Below are 22,246 nucleotides of genomic sequence, written 5' to 3' on the forward strand. Positions count from 1 at the left end.
TCCTAGTGTAGTTGCGCGAGCAATGTCTTGTTGACGGTGACGGGATATTTTTTGCGGAGCGCGGCGAGCCACTGTTGTTCCAGGAAGGTTTGGTAATCGCTTAGGACGAGGCCCTTTACTTCGTCGTAGTTGGCAGCGGGGCGGGAGGGGTAGAGACGTAAGAGTGCGTAGCTGTGCCAGCGGTTGTCGGGTTGGAAAGCGGGTGTGGTGATGAGGCCGGGGCGCGCCTGGGACGAGTCGATGGATAATGCCTGGAGGTCGGCGTGCGTCGAGTCGGCGGTGACGGCGGGGTAGGCGCCGAGGACGGTGCGCCAGTGGGCGGGGTCCTTGGACAGCGATGCGCGGAAGGCGTCGATGGCGGCGCTGTCGGTCGCGGTGAAGGAAAGGATGTCGGCGCTGGGGTGGAGGTTGAAGCGTTCGCGGTGGCGGTCGAACCATTTATGGAGCTGGAGGGAGTCGTCGGTCGCTTTGTTCCAGACCTGGGTCTGGGTGATGGAAAACAGGAGGGTGCCTTCGGCGAATTCCTGGGCCTGGTAGCGGTAGTCGGCGTCGTAGCGGTCGAGGTTATCCTGGAACCAGGTGAGTACGGAAATGTGGAGAAAGGACCTCAAAAGGGCGGGGCTTGCGGTTACTTGTTCGCGGATGTCGCCGGTTCGTTGGTAGAGAAGGTAGCGGAACCAGTCGGTGGACGTAAAGGTTTTACCGTCCAGGGAAAAGAGGGCCGTTTCATGGACATGCTTGATAAATTCATCGCCGCCGTGATCCCGGAGGAGGGTGTCGGTGGTGCGGAACAACCAGGCGGTGTCGAAACGGAAGGCGTGGTAGCGCAGCCGGGGGAGTAGGGATTCGGCAAAGGCCGCCTTGCCCGCGTCCATCCGGTCGCTGTAAAAAACCTTTTGCTCCAGGAGGTACCAGCGTTGGTTGTCGAGGCTGTCCTTCAACGATGGCTGGAGTCCTATCCTTTTGATGATGTGATAACCATAGGACGTCTCGACGGGCCGGCTGACGGCGTTATTGTGGTCGAGGGCAAAGGCTGCTTTCTCAAAGGCGGTGTCGAAGTCGCCGCTGGTGAAATCGGGCAGAAGGCCGTCGTTGTAGTACGTCATCTTGTCGTCGCTGTAGCGGCGCACGAGGCTGTCCCAATTGCCGCCATGCATCAGCGAGTCATAAACGCGGGTTGCCGTAGCCAGCGCCTGGTCCTTTTGGGCCTGGGTCGGCCTGGGTGGAAAAGAAACCAGGATCTGCGCGGCTTTCAGGTTGCCTGGGTTGGGCCGGCGGCCCAGAGACTTAAAGATATGATAGCCCGAATGGCTCCGGTATATACCCGACCAGGCGCCATCCTTTAGTCCGTAGATGATGTTTTCGGCGGCGTAGGGCAGGGAGAAAGCCGTGATATAACCGGTATACCCGCCGGTGGCCTTGAGCTGGGGATTGGTGCCATACGTAGCGGCTACGCCGGCGAAGTCGACCCCCGCGGTAAGCTGCTGGAGGGCGGCGGTGATCCGCTGGTATGCTTCGACGGTGTCCCCGGGGCGGGTAAAGCCGACAAAAACCTGGGCGATGGCGACGTCGGTCTGGCCGCGCCGGAGGGCTTCCTGGCTCAACCGGCCGATGCCTTCCAGCCGGCGCATCGTCTGGTCGGCCAGCTGGCGGCGGAAGCTCCGCTGGTCCCGCAGGAAGTCGGCGCCGGAGTCCAGGCGGGCGTCCATGGCCGACCGGACCTTGAGCTTATAGTCGATATAAAGTGGTAGATAGGTGTTTAGCGACCTGGCGCCCGGCAAGGCGTTGTTTTTATGATAGGCCCAAAGGAACTCGTTCCTGTCGACCTTGTAGGGACCGTAGTTGAAAAGGGTTTGGGCGGAGCCCCGGAGACAACATCCAAAGAGGAGGAGGAAAGCAAATTTCTTCATCAGCGCGACACGGGATTGGAGTGGTTCAATTGCAACTTCCTTTGTATGATTTCGTCAACCTGTTCCCAGGTAAGCTTTTTACCGATGATCTTTTTTTGTTCGTCGAGGAGATAAATGGTCGGAGTCTGGTAGACGTCGTACAGCTGCCGGAAGCCCGCGCGTTTGGCGTCGATGTCGTCCTGCTTCATCGCGGGCGTCTGGTAGACGTTTACCCAATCGGTGAGGTGATGGTCCCGTATGTATGCCAGCCAGTGTGCCTTTTCGGGGACGATCTTCTGGACGTCGGTTTTGACGGTATCGATCAACACGGCGTAAATCTTTACGCCCAATTGTTTCCACCTGGCGTTGTAGATGCTATCGAGCTCGGGCACCTCCTTCTGGCAATGGCCGCAATCAGGGTCCCAGAAACAGACGACCGTAAAACGCCCCTGGACCCCATACAAGGAAGTCTTGCGGTCGCCGGAATCGAGCAGGACCATGTCCGCGGCGGGTTCGCCCAGCTGGTTGGCCATGATGCTGTAGGCCCGGTCGTAAATCGGTTTCTTTTGCGCCTCGGTCAGCCAGTCGACCTGGCCGGTTTGATAGTATTTCTCGAATATATCGAGGAAGACCGCGTCCTGGCCCATGTATTTGGGATTGGCGTAGTCGTTGGTGAACTTGGTGACGAAGTACCGGAACATGATGTTGCTGGCCCGGCTATAGAGGATCATGTTGTCGACCTCGGCCTTCACCGAATCCGGTTCCGGGGAAACGAGCCGTGCGAAGTAGTCGTTGACCTTTGGCTCGAACATGGGGGTGAACAACAGGCGGTCGTCCGAGAAAGAGATCCCGTCCCAGTAGTGCGTCTTGTAATAGCGATAGGCAAAGAGCGAATCGGGGCGCCCGTTGGCGAGCTTTGGCGGGGGCGGTATCGTGGGCTCCTGCATGAGCGCGAAAAGGTCGCTCAGAAAACCGTTGGGGTGTTGTCGGGTGAGGTTCGCCCGGTAGTCCGCGGTGGCCTTGTTGATGGCCTGGATCTGGTCGATCAGGCCGGTGGAGTCTGCGTGTATCCTGGCCGAGGCCAGGGACTGCTGGAGAGGGCGGATTCTGGCGTACTGGGCGGCGGCGTAGGTCTGGTAGGCGATAAACTGTTCGTTTTCCGGGGAACCCGTGAAACGGGTGCCTTTCACCAGGTCGGCGGAATCGGCGGCCATCGAAAAGTGCTGGTGGGCGCTACCGCTGTCGATCAGCATTTCCACCATCTGGCTTTTGCCCGGGTTGACGACCATGTAAATGCCGCCTTCCAAGGGCTCGGACCCTTTGAACACCACCTGTCCGTTGGTGAGCGGAAGGGAGTCCTTGACGTATATGGACTTGCCGAAGTAGTGGGCCAGGTAGATGAAGCCGTGGGTATACGGTTTGAAGGTGACCTTGATTTCATAGCCTTTTTGCGCCCTCAGCGCCATCGATGGCAGGCAGGCTGTAAGTAACAACAGGAGTTGGATTCGAGTCGATTTCACCACGGAAATATACGTTAAAAGTGGGAATCAACTACTTTTGCAGGGTGAGGAAAAAAACAGAAACGACGCTTCCGGCCGTACCGGTAACGGATTATGCGGCAGAAGGCAAGGCACTCGGTAAAGTCGATGGTAAGGTCATTTTTATCGAAGGCGCGGTACCCGGCGACGTGGTGGACGTTACCCTGGGAAAGAACAAAAAGGATTGGGCGGAAGGCAAGGCGACCCGCTTCCTTTCGCTATCGCCCGACAGGGTGGAGCCGTTCTGTCCGCACTTCGGTATCTGCGGCGGCTGTAAGTGGCAGATGTTGCCGTACGACCGGCAGCTGATGTACAAGGAGAGGGAGGTTATCGAGAACCTGACGCGCCTTGGCAAGGTGGAATTGCCACCGGTACAGCCGATCATGGGGGGAGAAGCCACGCGTTACTACCGCAATAAGCTCGAGTTTACGTTTAGCAATAAGCGCTACCGCACGGATGAAGAGATGCGCGCGTTCCGGGCGGCCGCACCGGCAGCGCCCGTGGGTACGCGGCCGGCTCCGCCGCCGGCGGAGCCGGCGCTGGGTTTCCACGTCCCGAGACTCTTCGACAAGGTCATCGATATCCGCGAATGCCACCTGCAGGCTGAGCCCAGCGACCATATCCGGAACACAGTGCGCGCCTTTGCCCTGGAGCAGGGATACACCTTTTACGACATCAAGCAACATACCGGCTGGCTGAGGAACCTCGTGGTCAGGGTATGTACGACCGGTGAGGTGATGGTCAACCTGGTGCTGGGTTACGAGGACAGGGCGGAGGGGCCGCGACTGATGGACCACTTGCTGCGACAGGCGCCGGAGATCTCGACCCTGCTCTATACCATCAACCCCAAGTGGAACGACAGCATACACGACCTGGAGCCCGTTACGTATTACGGTCCGGGTCACGTGATCGAGCAATTGGGAGACTACCGGTTCAAGATCAGCCCAAAGTCGTTCTTCCAGACCAATACGCGGCAGGCGGAGAGGTTGTATTCCGTCGTCCGCGACTTTGCGGGGCTGAGCGGAACCGAAACGTTGTACGACCTATATTGCGGGACCGGCAGCATCGGGATCTACCTGAGCGCGGGCGCGGCCCGGGTGGTCGGAGTGGAGGTGATCGGCGACGCGATCCGCGACGCGGAAGAGAACGCCCGGCTCAACGGTATTACGCACGCGCGGTTTTTTACCGGAGACGTGGTCGACGTTTGCAACGATGTTTTCTTCAGGGAACAGGGAAGACCGGACGTCATCATCACCGATCCACCCCGGGCGGGAATGCACGAGCAGCTGGTGCGCAAGCTACTGGAGATCGGGGCGCCGCGCGTGGTATATGTGAGCTGCAACGTGGCGACGCAGGCCAGGGACCTGCAGCTCCTCGACGAGCGGTACCGGGTCGCCCGGGTGCAACCCGTCGATCTTTTCCCGCATACGCACCACATCGAGAACGTGGTGGCGCTGGAGTTACGGTAATGCGGCGGCGCCGAAGTTGCGGCGCGGCGCGGAAATGTTATTTTTAAAGTAAAATCGGATACATGGCTAATACCAGGCGACTCGGCCTGCCGGGTTTCCCTCCTGTTGTAAGGGGTTTGATAATCATCAATTTAGTAGTCTGGCTGCTGGAGATATCCTCGGCGGCCCGGGGGCAATGGATCATACTGCACCTGGCGTTGTTCGATTTTCAGTCTCCGCTCTTCCAGCCCTATCAGTACCTGACATACATGTTCGTGCACGACAACGTTTCCTGGCAGCACGTCTTCTTCAATATGTTCGCCCTATGGATGTTCGGGAGCACCCTTGAGATCGTTTGGGGGTCCAGGCGCTTTTTTTATTTCTACATGATCTGTGGGATAGGGGCGGCAGTGCTGTATACGGGAATCATGGCCGTGTTGGGCAATCATACAGCGGGAGCCGGAGTCGACTCGGTAATGTATGGCGCCTCGGGGGCGGTGTTCGGGGTCCTGGTGGCTTTTGGCTATACCTTCCCCAATGCCGAGATGATCATCCTGCCCATCCCGTTTCCGATCAAGGCGAAGTGGCTGGTGGCGGGGTACGTGGTCGTGGAGTTCTTTTTGGGCGTGGCCAGGTTACAGGGAGACAATGTAGCCCACTTCGCCCATTTGACCGGGGCGCTGGTTGGCTTCCTGCTCGTCTACTTCCAAAACCGGAGGCTAAAGCGTCGCCGGCAGGATTTAAATTGACGGCTGTGCGCTTCCGGCCATTTTTGTAACTTTATAGCAGATTTCCACGTTAGAACCAGGAAGCACCGATTTTTATGGCAGTCACGGAAAGAAATAGCCGACGCAGGATTTTGCTGGGAGAGTCCAACAATGCCCTATTGAACCTGGTGGCGATCAACGCCATCGCATTCATCATACTGGGGTTCACCCAGCTGATATACAAATTCACGGTCTCCAACCAGACCATCGCGGTAAACCTTTTCAAAAGGGACGTGGTGGATTGGGTGGCCCTGCCGGGGTACGTCGCGCACCTGGCGTCGAGACCCTGGACGCTGATCACCGGGATGTTCATCCATACCGACCCCTGGCTGCTCCTGAGCAATATGCTCTGGCTTTGGGCTTTTGGATACATCATGCAGGAGCTGACGGGGAACCGGCAAATCATCCCCATTTATCTGTATGGCGGGCTCCTGGGTGGCGTAGTGTTTATGGCGGTTTGTAGCCTCTCTCCCAGCCTGAAGGCGACCGTCCCTCCCCTGGAGCTCATGGGAGCCAACCCCGGGATTATGGCGCTGGCGGTGGCCACCACGGTGGTTTCTCCCGATTACCGGATATTCCCGATGCTGAACGGAGGGATTCCGTTATGGATCCTGACGCTGGTCTTTGTCGTGGTCGACCTGGCGGGGCTGGGTAGCGCGCCTTATGCGTTTCATATATCACACGCGGCCGGCGCCGCCATGGGCTTCGTGTTCGTGAAGGAACTCCGCCGGGGTCGTGATTGGGGCGCGTGGATGCAGCGCTTTTACGATTGGTCGATCAACCTGTTCAACCCGAACAACATCAAGGAGAAAAAGGTTTTCAAAAAAGAATTGTTCTATAAAAACCAGGGTAATCCGCCTTATACGAAGACGCCATTGATCACCCAACAAAAAGTAGACGAGCTTCTCGACAAGATCTCGCAAAAGGGCTACCAGCACCTGACCGAAGAGGAAAGGGAGTTCCTGAAGCGGGCGAGCGAAGAAGAAGAGTTGTGATTCCCATGCGCGTGCTCCTGATCGTCGTTAACAGCCTGGTCGTCGCCCTCCTGCTGTCGGTGGCCCTTATCCCCCACGTAGACCCGAAGGTTTGGTGGCCGCTTGGGTTCATGGCCCTCGGGTTTCCGTTGTTGCTGCTGGTTACGTTCCTTTTCCTGCTCTTCTGGCTGATACGCCGGCGTTACCGCTGGATGCTGTTATCGATCGCCGGCATACTGCTGTCGCTGGGTCAGATGCGCGCTTTCATGTCCTTTCACGTGGACAACCATGCGGGTGACCCCAAGCCCCCGAACATGCTCAAGGTGATGAGCTGGAACGTGCACCTGTTCAATTTTTTCAACAACAAAAAGGATCCCGCGACCAAACAGCATATGATCGAGCTGATCCGCAAGGAAGACCCGGACGTAGCCTGTTTCCAGGAGTTTTTCTTTTCAGACAGCCTGGCCTATCCCTATTCCATCCAGAGCTTCCGGCACGCGCTCGGCTTCCCCTACTATGCCGTGGCCTACGAGCTATACGCCGACTCCCGCTATAACAACACAATCTATCACTACGGGGTCATCATCTTTTCGAAGTACCCCATCCTGCAACAGACCAATATCATCGGTAAGGACCGGAAGTACAACGACGTCTTCGAATACGCGGACATCGTCACGCCGCTGGACACCTTCCGGGTTTTCAACGTACACCTTCAGTCGCTACACTTCGACAAACAGGACTATGCCTTTCTCGACAGCCCGCCCTTATCGCAAACGGAACGGGTAAAGCAATACGGCCGGAACATCGTGGGCAAGATAAAAGCCGGGCTGCTCCGGCGCGCCGATCAGAGCGCGGTGGTCCATGAGGTCGTGGAGCATAGCCCCAACCCGGTCATCGTCTGCGGCGACTTTAACGACGTCCCCAACTCTTATGCCTACGAAACCATCGTCAAAGGCCTCAAGGACGCGTTCCGGGAAAAGGGGAACGGGTGGAGCCGTACTTTTTCCCAGATTTCGCCGACGCTCCGAATAGACTATATCCTCTTCGATCCTTCGTACAACGCTTACCAGTATTCCTGCACGCCCCGGGTGTTGAGCGACCACTTTCCCATTACGGCGACGATTTATGATCCCGGGAGCATTGATCCGGATGCGGATAGGCTGCCCGCAAAATGAGTGCGATTTGCCGCCGCCAAATGCTAAATTTGCCCCATCATGGCAGATTTGAAGGTCCATAATTCCCTGACAAGGCAAAAAGAAGTATTCGTCCCACTGATCCCCGGCAGGGTAGGCATGTATGTCTGCGGTCCGACGGTGAGCGGGGAGTCCCACCTGGGTCACGCGCGCCCCTTTATCACCTTCGACGTGGTCTACCGCTACCTGATGCACCTGGGGTATACGGTCCGGTATGTGCGGAACATCACGGACGCGGGGCACTTCGAAGAGGAAGGCAGGGAAGCGGAAGACAAAATTTCGAAGAAGGCGGTGCTCGAAAAACTCCAGCCCATGGAGCTGGTCCAGAAATATACCAACCTCTTCCACTGGGCCATGCGCAAATTCGGGAACCTCGAACCCAGCATAGAGCCGACGGCCACCGGACATATCGTGGAGCAGATCGACATGATCCGGCAAATCCTGGATGCGGGCTACGCGTACGTGGCGAACGGGTCGGTGTATTTCGACGTCGAGAAATACAACCATGACTATAAGGAAAAGGGTCAGCCGTACGGTATCCTGAGCGGCCGTATCCTGGAGGAGCTGGAAGACAGCGGCCGGGAACTGGACAACCAGGACGAAAAGCGCAACAAGGTCGACTTCGCCCTCTGGAAAAACGCGCCCCCCGAGCACATCATGCGGTGGTCGTCCCCGTGGGGCGAGGGTTTCCCGGGCTGGCACATCGAGTGCTCGGCCATGAGCACCAAATACCTGGGCGAACGGTTCGACATCCACGGCGGCGGGATGGACCTGCAATTCCCGCACCACGAGTGCGAAATAGCGCAAAGCACGGTCTGCAACCACGAGATGCCGGCCAGGTATTGGATACACAACAACATGATCACCATCAACGGGCGGAAGATGGGGAAGAGCTACAACAACGTCATTAAGCTGACGGAATTGTTCAGCGGCAACCACCCCCTCCTGGAGCAGGCGTATTCGCCGATGACGATCCGGTTCTTTATCCTCCAGACGCACTACCGGAGCACCCTCGACTTTGGGAACGAGGCGCTCAAGGCGGCGGAAAAGGGGTTGCGGCGGCTGTGGGAGGCCTATGAGGTACTGAAGCGCCTGCCAGCGCCTGCCGGGTCCGCATCCGACGCGGAGCTGGACGCCAAGGTAAACGAGCTGCTGGACGGCATGGATGAGTTCATGAGCGACGACTTCAATACCGCCAAGACGCTGGCCAATCTGTTCGAGCTGGCGCCGGTGGTCAATGGTATAAGGGACAAGCACGTGGGCGCTGACGCGCTCAGCCGCGAAACCTTCGACCGGTTACAACGCTATTTCAAGACTTACCTCGAAGACATCTTCGGTCTGCAGGATGAAAAGGGGGGGGATAACCAAGTCCTCGAAGGCGTCCTGCAGCTGCTGATCGACCTCCGCAAGGATGCCCGCGGGAAGAAAGACTATGCGACATCCGATAAGATAAGGACTCAGCTGTTGGAGCTGGGCGTCCTGCTCAAGGACGAGAAGGACGGCAGCGTCAGTATCACGTTCACCTGACGGTTGGCGTTGTCGGTTGGCGGCAAGACCTTGTCGATGGCGCTCAGCACGTCGTATTCCACACCCTTTATCCATCGGCGATAGTGTTCCGACGGCGTATAGTGGGGGATAAACTCGAGGAGCCGGTCGATCCTGAATTCGGCGTCGAATATACCGGCACCCGCCTTGACGGCGTCGCGGGCGTTGCAGAACTGTTCGAAGTGACCGCCCACGGGGATCATCAGGACGGGTTTGCCGAGGTAGAGGGCCTCGCAAACCGATTCGAAACCGGCGGTACAGACCAGGCCGCGGCAGCTGGCCATCATCGTCAGGAATTTCCGGTCATCCAGCGAATGGAAACAAAGGGTGTCGTCGTAACGCCATTTGCCTTTTACCGCCTTGCTGTCGGTAAAGCAGTGCAGCTCGGTATCCGGGTGGGCCTTATGCCAGTTGATGATGTCCTGCATATACCCGGCGTTCAGCACATAGGCCAGCAGGAAGGGTTGCGAATGGATGTCCTGCTCGAAGACCTCTTTACGGAGCAGGGGCGGGAGCACCTTGAGCTTCTGGTTGGGCCCCGGGGGCAGGGGATAGAACGACAGACCCAGCAGGGTGTCGGCGCCCATGGCGCACAGGCGCGTATAGTTCCGGATGATCAGCCGGTCCATGCGCCGGCCTTCGGGGAATTCGAATTCGGGATGGAGATAGACGTACTGGTGGGCGATGCCGATCACGCGGGTGTTACCCTGCCGGCGGCGTGAATACCAGGCGACCAGGGGCTCGTAAAAGTTGATGACGGCGTCGGGCTGGTACTGGTGGATGGTATCCTTTATAAGACGGAGGCTTTTGGCGTACTTGCGAAGGCCCTTGAGGGTCTTCCAAAGGGTGGCGCCCAGCCGGATCGATTTGTTTTTGGGGTCCGTGGTGAAATTGGGACTCTGGAAGGGGATGATCGGGACGGGGATCTTCCTTTTGAAGAACTCGGGCAATTCGCGGCGCTGGCTGGTGCCTACCAGGACGGCGTGTACCTTGAAGCCGCGGCTGACCAGCATCTCGTACACCGAAATGGCCTGCGTGAGGTGCCCTCTTCCCTCCCCCTGTACGGCAAAAATAAATGAACGGCTTTCCATACCTTCAACATCTTTAAGCGGGCTGTAAGACCCATCCCTCTGTGGCCGGTGCGATCATAGATTCGGGAGCGGGAGCGGTTTGCGATTTTATCCACTCGGAGTAAAAGATCACTTCCCAGTTTCCTGCTTCATCCTCAACAAGGGCGCTGAGCGTTTCGACCCAGTCGCCGCTGTTAAGATAGTGAATATTTCCGATCATTTTGTTGGCGGGCTGGTGAATATGTCCGCAAATGACCCCGTGGCAGCGGTTGGCCTTGGCGACCTCGGCCAGCTGCTCTTCGAAGTCGGAGATGAAGCTGACGGCCTGTTTTACCTTCTGCTTGACAACTTGGGAAAGCGAATAGTAGGGCAGGCCCTTTTTGACCCGGTAGTTGTTGTAGTGGCGGTTGAGCCAGAGGAGGAAGGTGTACCCGACATCCCCTAATTTAGCCAGCCATTTGAGCTTGGTGGTGACGGTGTCGAAGATGTCGCCATGGACGACGTAGTAGCGTTTGTCGGCGCTATGCAGGATATGGTGCTTCTTGATCGAGAAATTGCCCAGGGAGAAGGGGAGGATTTCGTCCAGGAAGTCGTCGTGGTTGCCGCGGAGATAGATGACCTTCGTGTCGTTTTTGGCAATCCACTTCATGATCAACTTGAAGAACTTGGTATGTTTGCTTTTCCAGCTACCGGATTTCTTCAATTGCCAACCGTCTATGATGTCGCCGTTGAGGATTAACGTGTCACAGCTATGGCCTTTCAGGAATTCCACCACTTCCTTTACCCTCGAGTTCTTGATGCCCAGGTGGAGGTCGGATAGGACGATCGTCTTGTAATGCTTTTTCACCAATAGAGGTTTGTCAAAGTTTGAATTCCATTGTTATCAGAATGTATAATTAATTTTAATTTATTATTACCAAAATCCCTTCAGTATGGCATCCAAACGCCCGGCTTACCTCGCCCACCTGTCCCTGGACAAACGCCTGGCGCCCTTGCTGGCGCTGGATAAGCCGGTTATCCTGGCCCCGTCGGAAGACGTCTGGCTGAACCTAACGGGGGCGATCATGTCCCAACAGCTCTCTACGCGCGTGGCTTCGGTTATCCGGGGGCGTTTTGTCGACCTCTACGGCGGAAAGCCGGAGCCCCTGCGTGTCCTGGATACGCCGCCGGAAACGCTCCGGGCGATCGGGTTGTCCGGCGCCAAGACGGGTTATGTCCAGAATATCGCGCGGTTCGCGCTTTCGGAGGGGATGGGTTTTGGGCAGTTACAGGCGATGACGGACGACGAGGTTATCTCGTATTTGACCCAGATCAAGGGAGTAGGGAGGTGGACCGTCGAGATGATCCTGATGTTCACTCTGGGGCGGCCCGACGTGTTTGCGGCCGACGACCTGGGGCTGCAGCAGGCGGTTGCCGCGATTTACCGGTTGAAGATGGAGGACAAAAAGGCCTTCCGGGAGAAGATGCTGCGCATTTCCGCGAAGTGGAGTCCTTACCGGACGTACGCGTGCATGCACCTCTGGCGGCACAAGGATGGGAAGTAGCTACTCCTGCATCCGTATGGTCCCCACGTCGGTGGTATTCCCGTCGGCGACCTCGACGTTGTCCTTGATCACGTTTTTGTAGGGGGCCTTGGCTACGATAATCAGCTTGTAGGTGCCGTGGCGGACGTTCAGGAGGAACATGCCATCGGTTACCGCGGTTGTGACCGAGTCGGTGGCGGAGATAGCGACGGCGGTGACCGCGGCGTCCAGCGGGTCGACGCGGCCCTTGATACTGGTTCCTTCGGTTTTTGTAGCCGCGGGCTCTGGTGGCGTGGCCAGGTTCCCGGCCGGGGCTATGAAAGAGCAGGCGGTGGCGATCATCGCCGCGGCCAGCAGGTTATTCAGGGTGTTTTTCATAAAAATCTATATTAGGTTAACCAATAAGCAATTACAAGGCCTGTGCCAGAGCCTCTAGCCTACTGGATCGCCATACTAACGGGCGTTTTCTGCATCCACAGGATAAATGCCTGTCCCGAAAGCCATTAAGTACTAACTTTGTCGCCCTAAATGGTGCGTATGGAGCGTCAAAATGAAATTGTACAGGACGTAGTGATCAAATTCGCCGGGGATTCGGGGGATGGGATGCAGCTGACGGGGAGTCAATTTACCAACAATACAGCCCTGCTGGGGGTCGACCTGGCCACTTTCCCGGACTTTCCCGCGGAAATCCGCGCGCCCCAGGGTACGTTGCCGGGGGTAAGCGGCTTTCAGTTGCACTTTTCGAGCGATAGAATCTATACTCCTGGCGATCAATATGATGTATTGGTGGCTATGAATGCCGCCGCGGTCAAGGTCAACCTGAAAGGGCTAAAAAAGGGCGGACGGATCATCGTCAACGAAGACGGTTTCGACGCCAAGAACCTCCGGCTGGCAGGGTATCCCGACGGCGTCAACCCGCTGGAGGACGGCAGCCTGTCCAACTATGGTGTCGTGAGGATCGACGTCACCAAAATGACCCGCGAGGCCCTCAAGGAATATACCCTGGGGACCAAGGAAAAGGACCGCGCCAAGAACATGTTCGTGCTGGGGTACCTCTACTGGATGTACAACCGCAACCTGGACAGCACGATCAGCTTCCTGGAAGAGAAATTCGGCAAAAAGGAGGAGATCCTCCAAAGCAATATCAAGGCGCTCAAGGCGGGCTATCACTTCGGGGACACCTCCGAAGCCTTCACCACGCGTTACCAGGTTTCCAAGGCGCGGATGGAGCCCGGGGTCTACCGGTCGATCATGGGCAACCAGGCGTTGGCGTACGGCCTGATCGCGGCGTCGCAGAAGAGCGCTTTGCCGCTCTTCCTGGGCACGTATCCCATCACGCCTGCCTCGGATATCCTGCACGAGCTGAGCCGGTACAAGAACTTCGGGGTAAAGACCTTCCAGGCGGAAGACGAGATCGCCGGTATTACCGCGGCCATCGGCGCGAGCTATGGCGGGTCGCTTGGCGTAACGACGACGTCGGGCCCGGGGATGGCGCTGAAGTCGGAAGCCATGGGGCTGGCGGTGATGCTGGAAATCCCCCTGCTCATCATCGACGTGCAACGGGGCGGTCCGTCCACCGGTCTCCCCACCAAGACCGAACAAAGCGACCTGCTCCAGGCGTACTACGGCCGGAACGGCGAAAGTCCGATGCCGGTGATCGCCGCATCGACCCCCAGCGATTGTTTTTATGGCGTCTATGAAGCGGTCCGCGTAGCGGTCCAGCACATGACCCCGGTGATATTCCTCAGCGACGGCTACATCGCCAACGGGGCGGAGCCCTGGCGTTTCCCGCAAAGCGCGGACCTTCCCGCCATCGACGTCTCCTTCAAGACCGACCTGGCGATCGGGGAAGACAAGTTCCAGCCCTATCTGCGGGACGAAAAGCTGGTGCGGCCGTGGGCCGTCCCGGGCACGCCCGGTCTGGAGCACCGGATCGGCGGTCTGGAAAAGCAAAACGTCACCGGCGCCGTCAGCTACGATCCCGAAAACCATCAGCAGATGGTGCGTATCCGCCAGGAAAAGGTGGAAATGATTGCGGAATACATACCCGAGCAGACATTGGACGCGGGTCCCGCCAAGGGAAAGGTGCTGGTCCTGGGTTGGGGCTCCACCTATGGCGCGATCAAAAGCGCGGTCCAGGAGATGCTGGCCGAAGGCCACGCGGTGGCGCACGCGCATATCCGCTACCTGCGGCCGCTACCGCGGAACCTGGGGCATATGCTGGATCAGTACGAGACCATTTTAATCCCCGAGATAAACAATGGGCAGCTGATCAAGATCATCCGGGATAAGTACCTGGTGGATGCCAAAGGGTTTCACAAGACGATGGGGATACCTATTACCAAGGCGGAGTTGGTGGCGGAATTGCGCAAGTATATATAATGGAGTGTGCCGCGGCTTTTAAACCGCATCGGCGCCCGCCGGCTCCGTGAGGGTCGACCCGTATTTCCGCACGGCTTTTTCGATATCCCTGGAAAGGGTATGAAGTATCTCGAACTGGTCTTCGACGGTCTTATAGGCGGCGTCGCCCTCCCGCGGCGCAGGTATGGCTTCAGGGGTCCCTTGCTCCACCTTGTCGCCCAATAACAGCCGTGCGTTGTCGAGGTGGAAGTTGACGTCCCGCACCATCGCATCAAAGTCCCCCAAGGAATTTTGTCTTTGCAAACTTTGGTCGTAGTACGCCAGCGAAGCGGTGTGCGCGGCAAACATCTGGCTGGACACGACGAACTGGTGCATAAAGGGGACGTTCTTCCGTTTGGAGCGGGGCTCGGTCAGGATACGCTGGAAATTGTCGGAAAGGTTGGCCAGGGCGACGAAGGCGTCCTTGCGGGCCACCTTGAAATCTGCCACCATGGCGCGCCTGCCCGTATAGGCACGGGCGACGAGGCTGAAGTAGCGCTGGTTGGCGCGGATCATTTCCCGCATCGATTCCCGCATCGTTTCGTGCGACCAGACGGGCAGGAATACAAAGCTTGCCGCCAGGGCTATGCACGACCCGATGACCGTATCGTACACCCGGTCACGGAGGATTTCCCTGAAGTCGTGGCCGTACAACAGGTGAAAGGCGATCAGGACGAATACGGTCAGGAAGATGCAATACACGAAGTAGTCCCTTTTTTGCATGCTGTACCCGATGATCATGGCGACAACCATGATGCCCAGGAGCACCGGGTTGCCCGCGACGAAATAGAGGACCAACCCCCCGACCGCCGCGCCGACGAGCGTGCCCCCCAGCCGCTGGAAATAGAGCTTCCGGGTAGAACCGAACAGGGGTTTGAGGATGATCGAAATGGTCATCACGATCCAATAACCGTGACCCCAGGGCATAAAACGGGATACGACGTAGCCGACGAGCATCGCCAGCGAGAGCCGGAGGGCGTGGCGAAAGGCCTGGGAGCGTAGGGTCAGGTTATCGGCGAATACCTCGGCGTCGATGGGCTGGTGGGTGATGAAACGGGTATAGTCTATCTCGCCCTTGTACCCAGCCGCCGTGAGCTGGTCGTAGTGGGTGTACAAGCTGAGGCGGTTCATCCGTTCCTGTATATCGCGTATATTATGGAGTATGTGTTGGAGACTGATGTAGCCTTCCTGGTTGTGCGGTTGCCTGTCCAGCGCGTCGAGCCGGCGTTGTAGCTCTTGCAGCGGCGCGACGGCGCCCTTATACCCCTCCGACGCCTGGACCGCGATCCCGATGGCCTCGAGCTCGTCCGCCATGGCGGTTATGACGTCGCGGAAGTCTTCCAGGATGCCCGTTCCATCGAACTGCTCGTGCAGGAAACGATAATCCTGCTGGGAAGACAGGATCATCTCGAAGAGGTCCACCGAATCCACGAACATCATCAGCAATACCCGGCTCTTGGGCGTCGAGTCGTTTACGATCCGCCGGGTCTTGAACAACAATTCCCGGACCTGGTCCTGCTGTTGCTGGAGGACGACCTGTTCTTTCATCAGGTCGTCGTAGGCGTCGTCGAAGTTGTCGCCGGTAGCATAAAAACGGGCTTTGATACGGAAATAGCGGGCCACGGAAATGATGGACTCGCCCACCGCCTGTTGCGCCAGCCGGTAAGGGAATATCGTATAAAGCACCAGGCTTAAAAAGGCATACCAGACGCCGCCGGCGGCGATGTAGAGGCCGTTGAGCACAACCTGTACCTGGGACCGGCGGGAGTCGATGTTGAGGATCAGCACCAGGAGGGCGAGGATACCGACGTTGCCGGCCCTGACGCCATAGACGGCGATAAAGCTGAACAGGAAACCGAGGACGACGATCTCCGCACCCAGCACGACGTGCCAGGCGTTGGTAAAACCCACGACAACCGCTGTGACGGCATTCAGCGCGATACTGGCGTAAAAGCCGTTGCGGCGATGGTGCGGCGGACCCGGGGTATCGGTGAGACTGGTGCAGAGCGCGCCAAGTGACATGGCCGCGCCGATGGGCAGCAGGCCCAGGTAATAAAACACGATGGGAGGAAGGACGACGCTTATCGTGACCCGAACCGCCAGGCTGGTTTGATGGCTGGTAAAATATTTTTTGAATTCGGCCCCGTAGTCCATGCCTTTTATGACTTTGCGGTCTTCAGCAGCTTTTGAAAGTAGATACAGGCGGGTTGGAGGCCGCATTCTTCGCACTTGGGGTTACGGGCAACGCAGACATAACGCCCGTGCAGGATCAGCCAGTGGTGCGCTTTGTGGATCAGTATTTCGGGGATGTGGCTGATGAGCTGCCGTTCGGCGGCCAGCGGCGTCTTTGCATTCCGCGTAAGGCCGATCCTGGCGGCCACCCGGAAGACGTGGGTGTCCACCGCCATATTGGGCTGGTTGTCGACGACCGACGTGATCACGTTGGCGGTCTTGCGGCCCACCCCGGGCAGGGTGATCAGCTCGTCCACGGTAAGAGGGACCTCCCCGTGGAAATCATCCACGAGCATATTCGCCATGCCCACGAGGTGCTTGGCCTTGTTGTTGGGATAGGAGATGCTTTTGATGAGGCCGAAGACGTCTTCCACCTTCGCTTTGGCCAGCGATTCCGCGTCCGGGTAACGTGCGAAGATCGCGGGTGTCGTCATGTTGACCCGCTTGTCGGTGCATTGCGCGGACAGGATGACCGCTACCAGGAGTTGATAGGGGCTGTCGTAGATGAGCTCTGTTTCCGCGTCGGGCGCGTGTTCCTGAAAATAGTCGATGACAAACTGGTAGCGTTGCTGGATCGTCATGGTACGGCTAAGGTACGACCTTTGACCGTTCCCGGGCGTAGGCCAGGATTGCGTTTACCGAGCTTGCGGAGGGTGATGGAAGGGGCGCGGCGTCCAAACGGTCCATGGAGGTTTTCAGCACCAGCATTTTCTCCCTGAGGGCCCAGCTGCTATCCAAAGCCGATTTGATGCGGGCCGTTGTCACTTCATCTGTTTCACCGTACAGGTAGGAAATCAGATTTTCCGGGGTAAAGTCGAGCATAGGCAGTGTGTAGTTACTTGCTTTTGAAAAACGGCGGTTATCGCGCTAAAATTGTGCGGGACTCGCCAAATTTCCTTAACATAAACACTAACTAGGTGCTTTACAGGTCGTTGTGGTTTAGCGGCGTGTTCAGGGACGGCTATTTGGTGGCGGGACTGTCGTCGATGGTGAATTCGTCCTCGTTGTCCTTTTTCATCCGGTACTTTTCCCTTGCGTATTTCTCCAGGGCGCTCGGATCGTGGCTCATCTGGTTCAATTCTTTTTTTGCCGCGTCTATCTGATTGGAATAGTAAGTCTTGCTTTTTTCGAGATTCCTCAGGTCTCTCGCCCGTTCCCTTTGCGTGAACAGGTCGTTCCTGTCGAAGAAGGTGATCCAAAGGACAAAGGCCGCCGCGGTGAGGAGGTATCGGTTTTTGAGCCACTTTGGAATTTTCGCCAGCATACCTAAAGTTAAAACAAATTCGGTTCTGACGCGCCATTTTCGCGGGGCTTCGCACGCTGGCTTCGGCGCGGGACTTCGCACGCTGTAAAGCAAGGGAGTGGGGCGAGGTGCCTCTTTTACCCCGTTTTTGCGAAACTTTTCGCAAAAACGGGGTAAAAGAGGCATCCCGCCCCACTCCCGGTGCTTAGAGGCGTGCCCGCGGGGCCGGCGCGAAGGCCGGTCGTGGCCGGTCGTGAGACGTGGGCCGGTGCGCGGGCGCGCGTCTATAGTTTGAAGAGGCCTTTGGGGTAGACGGCGGCTGCTCCGAGGGCTTCTTCGATGCGGATCAGTTGGTTGTACTTGGCCATGCGGTCGGTGCGGGACGCGGAACCGGTCTTGATCTGGCCGCAGTTGAGGGCGACGGCGAGGTCGGCGATGGTCGTGTCCTCGGTTTCGCCGGAACGGTGGCTCATCACGGTGGTATAGCCGTTGGACTGGGCCAGCTGTACGGCGTTGATGGTTTCGGTGATCGTGCCGATCTGGTTGACCTTGATCAGGATGCTGTTGGCGATGCCCTGGTTGATGCCTTCGGCCAGGCGGGTCACGTTGGTCACGAACAGGTCGTCACCCACGAGCTGGACCTTGCGGCCGATAGACTCGGTGAGTTGTTTCCAGCCATCCCAATCGTCTTCGGCCATGCCGTCCTCAATGGAAACGATGGGGTAGGTATTCGCCCATTTGGTCCAGTAGGCAACCATTTCTTCCCGGCTGATATTTTTCTTGGAGCTCTTGTAAAAGGTGTAGGTCCCGTTGTCCTGGTACATTTCGCTGCTGGCGGCGTCCATGGCGATGGCGATCTGCGAGCCGGCTTTGTAGCCCGCGGCTTCGATGGCGGCGAGGACCGTTTCGATCGCTTCTTCGTTGCTCTGGATTTCGGGAGCGAAACCGCCTTCGTCGCCGACATTGGTGCTGTAGCCTTTTTTCTTCAGGACGGTCTTGAGGTTATGGAAAACTTCGACACCCCAGCGCAGCCCTTCGCTAAACGTATCGGCGCCGATGGGAACGATCATGAACTCCTGGAAGTCGATCTTGTTGTCGGCGTGCACACCCCCGTTCAGGATATTCATCAGGGGTATCGGGAGAACGGTGCTGTTTACGCCACCGAGGTAGCGGTACAGCGGGAGACCGGTCTCAGCGGCGCCCGCTTTGGCGACAGCCATCGAAACGGCGAGAATGGCGTTGGCGCCCAGACGGCCTTTGTTCTCGGTGCCATCCAGCTCGATCATGCGCGCATCGATGCCTACCTGGTCGGTGGCGTCCATGCCTACGACCTCGGGCGCGATTATATCATTGACGTTGGCGACGGCTTTCAATACGCCCTTGCCCATGTATATGCTCTTGTCACCATCCCTCAGCTCTACGGCCTCGTGCTTGCCGGTAGAAGCCCCGGATGGCACTGCGGCGCGACCGAGTTGGCCGTCTTCGGTGATGACGTCCACTTCCACGGTCGGATTGCCGCGGCTGTCCAAAATTTGTCTGGCGTGTACCTCTGCGATGTAGCTCATTACAATGTAATTTTTTAGTGAAGCGAATCAGGACTGCGTCGTCAGGGAGCGGAATATCGCTTCAAGGCTTCCGGATTCGCTGTGCAAAGAAACAATGTTCCAATTATTCTGCAAAGCCAGCTCCAGTAAACGTTTCTTTAAATCGGCCGAACTAACGGTGGTTAGCGTCCAGTGCCCTTCGCCTTTCTGCCGGTACTGCGTGATCAGCGCTTCGGCCGCAAAGAGCGCGGGGTCGATGATTTCCTTTACTACGAGCGTTACTTCCTCCGCGCCGTTCCCCGCATTGCGCAACTCGGCAAGCCGGGCGTCGGCCACGAGATTTCCCTTGTCGATGATGATGACGCGATCGCAAAGGGCTTCCACTTCCTGCAATATATGTGAGGAAAACAGGACCGTCTTGTCCATCCCCAGGTTCCGGATGAGCTCGCGGATCTCGATGATCTGGTTGGGATCGAGGCCCGATGTGGGTTCGTCCAGGATCAATACGCTGGGCTCGTGGAGCAAGGCGGCCGCAAGACCTACGCGTTGCTTGTAACCCTTGGACAGCGCCCCGATCGTTTTCTTGTATTCCGGCGTGAGACCGGTGACGGCGATGACCTCGTCGATCCGGGTCCTGGAAGCCTTGCCCAGCCGATGGACGTCCGCGATGAACTGGAGAAATTCGCGGACATACATGTCATAATATAAGGGGTTGGCTTCGGGCAGGTAGCCGATGGCCTTTTTTGTTTGGAGCGGGTCTTTGCCGACCTGTTTCCCCATGACCGTTACGGTGCCTCCGTCGGCTTCGAGATAACCGGTGATGATCTTCATGGTCGTGGACTTACCCGCCCCGTTGGGGCCGAGAAAACCGACGATCTCTCCCTGGCCTACGGAAAAGGACAGATCGTTTACCGCGGTTTGACCGCCATATCTTTTTGTCAGGTGCTCTACAGCGATGGACATACACAAACGTACTAAATTCATATATTCGGGCCTCAAATCGTTTGCCATGTCATACCCGTATCAGATAGGGTCCCTGGAAGCCTACCACGCCGCGTATAAAAAAAGCGTAGAAGATCCTGAAGGCTTCTGGGGGGAAATCGCGTCCACTTTTACCTGGAAAAAGCCCTGGGACAAGGTCCTGGAATGGAATTTCAAGGAACCGAGGGTGAAGTGGTTTATCGGGGGACAATTGAACATCACCGAGAACTGTCTCGACCGGCACCTGGCCGACAAGGGCGATCAGCCGGCCATCATCTGGGAATCCAATGATCCGGAGGAGCACCATCGCGTGCTTACCTACCGTCGTCTCCACTTCAAGGTGTGCCAGTTTGCCTGGGCGCTGGCGAACAACGGCGTAAAAAAGGGAGACAGGGTTTGTATATATATGGGGATGGTCCCGGAGCTGGCGATCGCCGTGCTCGCCTGCGCGCGTATCGGGGCGATCCATTCGGTGATCTTTGGTGGTTTTTCCGCACAGTCGATAGCCGACCGTCTCCAGGACGCGCAGGCCGAATACGTAATCACCTGCGACGGCGCCTTCCGCGGCAACAAAACCATTCCCCTGAAGTCGGTCATCGACGACGCCCTGGTGACCTGCCCCTTTGTAAAAAGGGTTATCGTACACACCAGGACGCGCACCCCGGTGAGCATGATCAAGGACCGGGACGTATGGTGGGACGACGAGATCAACCGGGTTGAGACACAAGGGAACCCCGATTTCCCCGCGGTGGCGATGGACGCCGAAGACCCGCTGTTCATCCTGTATACCTCCGGTTCCACGGGTAAGCCAAAGGGCGTGGTCCACAGCAGCGCGGGGTATATGATCTATACCAACTACTCCTTTGTCAACGTATTTCAATATAAACCGGGGGACGTACATTTTTGCACCGCGGATATCGGCTGGATCACCGGGCACAGCTATATCGTTTACGGGCCGCTGAGCGCGGGGGCTACGACGCTGATGTTCGAAGGCATCCCTACGTTCCCGGACGCCGGCCGTTTCTGGGCCATCACCGACAAGTTCAAGGTGAACGTCCTGTACACCGCGCCCACGGCCATCCGATCCCTGATGGTCTTTGGGACCGATTTCGTGTCGCCCTACAAGCTGGATTCCCTGAAGGTGCTCGGGACCGTGGGGGAGCCCATCAACGAGGAGGCCTGGCACTGGTATGACGAAATGATCGGCAAAGGCCGCTGTCCCATCGTCGATACCTGGTGGCAGACGGAGACCGGGGGTATCATGATCTCGAACCTGGCCGGCGTCACACCCGCCAAACCTTCATACGCCACCCTCCCGCTACCGGGCGTACAACCGGTGCTGGTCGACGAGAACGGGAAGGAAGTGCCCGGTAACGACGTGAGCGGGAATCTCTGCATCAAATTCCCCTGGCCATCCATCATCAGGACTACGTACGGGGACCACGAGCGTTGCCGCACGACCTACTTTTCCACCTATGCGGGTTTGTATTTTACCGGTGACGGCGCACTCCGCGATGCGGATGGCAATTACCGCATCACCGGCCGGGTCGACGACGTGCTCAACGTCAGCGGCCACCGCATCGGGACCGCGGAAGTAGAGAACGCGATCAATATGCACCACGGCGTCGTGGAAAGCGCCGTCGTCGGGTATCCGCACGATATCAAGGGGCAGGGGATTTACGCCTATGTCATCTACAATGGTAAAATGAGCGAAGAGGAGCTGGTCCGCAAGGACATCTCCGCCACCGTCAGCCGCATCATCGGACCGATCGCCAAACCCGACAAGATCCAGTTCGTCAATGGATTGCCCAAGACGCGCAGCGGCAAGATCATGCGGCGCATCCTTCGGAAGATCGCGGAAGGGGAGTTGCAGAACCTGGGTGATACCACGACGCTCCT

The 22,246-nt window shown here is 57.7% G+C and carries 19 protein-coding genes; 8 read left to right on the forward strand and 11 right to left on the reverse strand.

All coding sequences use genetic code 11. From position 1 onward, the window contains the following. Nucleotides 1-2: 2 nt before the first annotated feature. Both VL547_RS01770 and VL547_RS01775 read right to left on the reverse strand, forming a co-directional pair. Nucleotides 3-1,910 carry a peptidylprolyl isomerase gene (locus VL547_RS01770; RefSeq protein WP_325574531.1) on the reverse strand — a complete coding sequence of 636 codons (1,908 nt, stop codon included), beginning with the start codon at nt 1,908-1,910 and terminating at the stop codon, nt 3-5. Next, nucleotides 1,910-3,409 (reverse strand): redoxin domain-containing protein, encoded by a 1,500-nt coding sequence (locus VL547_RS01775; protein ID WP_325574533.1) that lies wholly within the window; start codon nt 3,407-3,409, stop codon nt 1,910-1,912. The genes VL547_RS01770 and VL547_RS01775 overlap by 1 nt, the downstream gene beginning before the upstream one ends. Before the next feature lie 44 nt (nt 3,410-3,453). On the opposite strand from VL547_RS01775, the gene rlmD reads away from it, so the two are divergent. From rlmD to cysS, 5 genes are all read left to right on the forward strand, one after another. Further along, nucleotides 3,454-4,896, forward strand: coding sequence for a 23S rRNA (uracil(1939)-C(5))-methyltransferase RlmD (gene rlmD, locus VL547_RS01780; RefSeq protein WP_325574535.1), 1,443 nt, complete (start codon nt 3,454-3,456; stop codon nt 4,894-4,896). A 62-nt stretch (nt 4,897-4,958) separates the two neighbouring features. Then, nucleotides 4,959-5,624, forward strand: coding sequence for a rhomboid family intramembrane serine protease (locus VL547_RS01785; RefSeq protein ID WP_325574537.1), 666 nt, complete (start codon nt 4,959-4,961; stop codon nt 5,622-5,624). A gap of 74 nt (nt 5,625-5,698) precedes the next feature. Beyond that, entirely contained in the window at nt 5,699-6,637 is a 939-nt protein-coding gene (locus VL547_RS01790; protein ID WP_325574539.1) for a rhomboid family intramembrane serine protease, read from the forward strand. Between the two features lie 5 nt (nt 6,638-6,642). Further along, nucleotides 6,643-7,791 (forward strand): endonuclease/exonuclease/phosphatase family protein, encoded by a 1,149-nt coding sequence (locus VL547_RS01795; protein WP_325574540.1) that lies wholly within the window; start codon nt 6,643-6,645, stop codon nt 7,789-7,791. A gap of 39 nt (nt 7,792-7,830) precedes the next feature. Beyond that, the gene (cysS, locus tag VL547_RS01800; RefSeq protein ID WP_325574542.1) at nt 7,831-9,336 is read left to right on the forward strand and encodes a cysteine--tRNA ligase; all 1,506 of its coding nucleotides are present in this window, start codon (nt 7,831-7,833) and stop codon (nt 9,334-9,336) included. Here cysS and VL547_RS01805 read toward each other — a convergent pair. Together VL547_RS01805 and VL547_RS01810 are read right to left on the reverse strand one after the other, a co-directional pair. After that, entirely contained in the window at nt 9,267-10,445 is a 1,179-nt protein-coding gene (locus VL547_RS01805; protein ID WP_325574544.1) for a glycosyltransferase family protein, read from the reverse strand. The two genes, cysS and VL547_RS01805, sit on opposite strands and share 70 nt — an antisense overlap. Before the next feature lie 13 nt (nt 10,446-10,458). Next, nucleotides 10,459-11,271, reverse strand: a complete 813-nt coding sequence (locus tag VL547_RS01810) for a UDP-2,3-diacylglucosamine diphosphatase (RefSeq protein WP_325574546.1) — start codon at nt 11,269-11,271, stop codon at nt 10,459-10,461. Between the two features lie 85 nt (nt 11,272-11,356). Between VL547_RS01810 and VL547_RS01815 the strand changes: the two genes are divergently transcribed. Further along, nucleotides 11,357-11,968: a DNA-3-methyladenine glycosylase 2 family protein gene (locus VL547_RS01815; protein WP_325574548.1), complete on the forward strand. Its 612-nt coding sequence runs from the start codon at nt 11,357-11,359 to the stop codon at nt 11,966-11,968. Here VL547_RS01815 and VL547_RS01820 read toward each other — a convergent pair whose 3' ends face one another. Beyond that, nucleotides 11,969-12,325, reverse strand: coding sequence for a hypothetical protein (locus tag VL547_RS01820; protein WP_325574550.1), 357 nt, complete (start codon nt 12,323-12,325; stop codon nt 11,969-11,971). It abuts the gene before it with no gap. A 159-nt stretch (nt 12,326-12,484) separates the two neighbouring features. On the opposite strand from VL547_RS01820, the gene VL547_RS01825 reads away from it, so the two are divergent. Further along, nucleotides 12,485-14,329, forward strand: a complete 1,845-nt coding sequence (locus tag VL547_RS01825) for a 2-oxoacid:acceptor oxidoreductase subunit alpha (RefSeq protein ID WP_325574552.1) — start codon at nt 12,485-12,487, stop codon at nt 14,327-14,329. Between the two features lie 18 nt (nt 14,330-14,347). Here the strand turns inward: VL547_RS01825 and VL547_RS01830 are convergent, their stop codons facing one another. From VL547_RS01830 to gldA, 6 genes are all read right to left on the reverse strand, one after another. Continuing rightward, on the reverse strand, nt 14,348-16,501 hold the full coding sequence (locus VL547_RS01830; protein WP_325574554.1) for an FUSC family protein: 2,154 nt from the start codon (nt 16,499-16,501) through the stop codon (nt 14,348-14,350). Between the two features lie 5 nt (nt 16,502-16,506). Then, nucleotides 16,507-17,160: an endonuclease III gene (nth, locus tag VL547_RS01835; protein ID WP_325574556.1), complete on the reverse strand. Its 654-nt coding sequence runs from the start codon at nt 17,158-17,160 to the stop codon at nt 16,507-16,509. A gap of 7 nt (nt 17,161-17,167) precedes the next feature. Next, nucleotides 17,168-17,401 (reverse strand): hypothetical protein, encoded by a 234-nt coding sequence (locus VL547_RS01840; protein ID WP_325574558.1) that lies wholly within the window; start codon nt 17,399-17,401, stop codon nt 17,168-17,170. Nucleotides 17,402-17,540: 139 nt separating this feature from the next. Further along, nucleotides 17,541-17,843 (reverse strand): FtsB family cell division protein, encoded by a 303-nt coding sequence (locus tag VL547_RS01845; RefSeq protein ID WP_325574560.1) that lies wholly within the window; start codon nt 17,841-17,843, stop codon nt 17,541-17,543. 263 nt (nt 17,844-18,106) lie between these two features. Continuing rightward, on the reverse strand, nt 18,107-19,387 hold the full coding sequence (eno, locus tag VL547_RS01850) for a phosphopyruvate hydratase (protein ID WP_325574562.1): 1,281 nt from the start codon (nt 19,385-19,387) through the stop codon (nt 18,107-18,109). Between the two features lie 27 nt (nt 19,388-19,414). Next, on the reverse strand, nt 19,415-20,329 hold the full coding sequence (gene gldA, locus VL547_RS01855; RefSeq protein ID WP_325574564.1) for a gliding motility-associated ABC transporter ATP-binding subunit GldA: 915 nt from the start codon (nt 20,327-20,329) through the stop codon (nt 19,415-19,417). A 46-nt stretch (nt 20,330-20,375) separates the two neighbouring features. On the opposite strand from gldA, the gene acs reads away from it, so the two are divergent. Continuing rightward, nucleotides 20,376-22,246: acetate--CoA ligase (gene acs, locus VL547_RS01860; protein WP_325574566.1), on the forward strand; the 1,871-nt coding region annotated here is incomplete at its 3' end.

The sequence above is a fragment of the Dinghuibacter sp. genome, from assembly GCF_035492835.1.
Lineage (GTDB): Bacteria > Bacteroidota > Bacteroidia > Chitinophagales > Chitinophagaceae > Dinghuibacter.

Excerpts from the sequence above, each read along its gene's own strand:
- VL547_RS01770 (WP_325574531.1), bottom strand. The coding sequence starts at position 1,910 with ATGAAGAAATTTGCTTTCCTCCTCCTCTTTGGATGTTGTCTCCGGGGC.
- VL547_RS01785 (WP_325574537.1), top strand. The coding sequence starts at position 4,959 with ATGGCTAATACCAGGCGACTCGGCCTGCCGGGTTTCCCTCCTGTTGTA.
- VL547_RS01790 (WP_325574539.1), top strand. The coding sequence starts at position 5,699 with ATGGCAGTCACGGAAAGAAATAGCCGACGCAGGATTTTGCTGGGAGAG.
- VL547_RS01795 (WP_325574540.1), top strand. The coding sequence starts at position 6,643 with ATGCGCGTGCTCCTGATCGTCGTTAACAGCCTGGTCGTCGCCCTCCTG.
- cysS (WP_325574542.1), top strand. The coding sequence starts at position 7,831 with ATGGCAGATTTGAAGGTCCATAATTCCCTGACAAGGCAAAAAGAAGTA.
- VL547_RS01805 (WP_325574544.1), bottom strand. The coding sequence starts at position 10,445 with ATGGAAAGCCGTTCATTTATTTTTGCCGTACAGGGGGAGGGAAGAGGG.
- VL547_RS01815 (WP_325574548.1), top strand. The coding sequence starts at position 11,357 with ATGGCATCCAAACGCCCGGCTTACCTCGCCCACCTGTCCCTGGACAAA.
- VL547_RS01820 (WP_325574550.1), bottom strand. The coding sequence starts at position 12,325 with ATGAAAAACACCCTGAATAACCTGCTGGCCGCGGCGATGATCGCCACC.
- VL547_RS01825 (WP_325574552.1), top strand. The coding sequence starts at position 12,485 with ATGGAGCGTCAAAATGAAATTGTACAGGACGTAGTGATCAAATTCGCC.
- VL547_RS01830 (WP_325574554.1), bottom strand. The coding sequence starts at position 16,501 with ATGGACTACGGGGCCGAATTCAAAAAATATTTTACCAGCCATCAAACC.
- nth (WP_325574556.1), bottom strand. The coding sequence starts at position 17,160 with ATGACGATCCAGCAACGCTACCAGTTTGTCATCGACTATTTTCAGGAA.
- VL547_RS01840 (WP_325574558.1), bottom strand. The coding sequence starts at position 17,401 with ATGCTCGACTTTACCCCGGAAAATCTGATTTCCTACCTGTACGGTGAA.
- VL547_RS01845 (WP_325574560.1), bottom strand. The coding sequence starts at position 17,843 with ATGCTGGCGAAAATTCCAAAGTGGCTCAAAAACCGATACCTCCTCACC.
- eno (WP_325574562.1), bottom strand. The coding sequence starts at position 19,387 with ATGAGCTACATCGCAGAGGTACACGCCAGACAAATTTTGGACAGCCGC.
- gldA (WP_325574564.1), bottom strand. The coding sequence starts at position 20,329 with ATGTCCATCGCTGTAGAGCACCTGACAAAAAGATATGGCGGTCAAACC.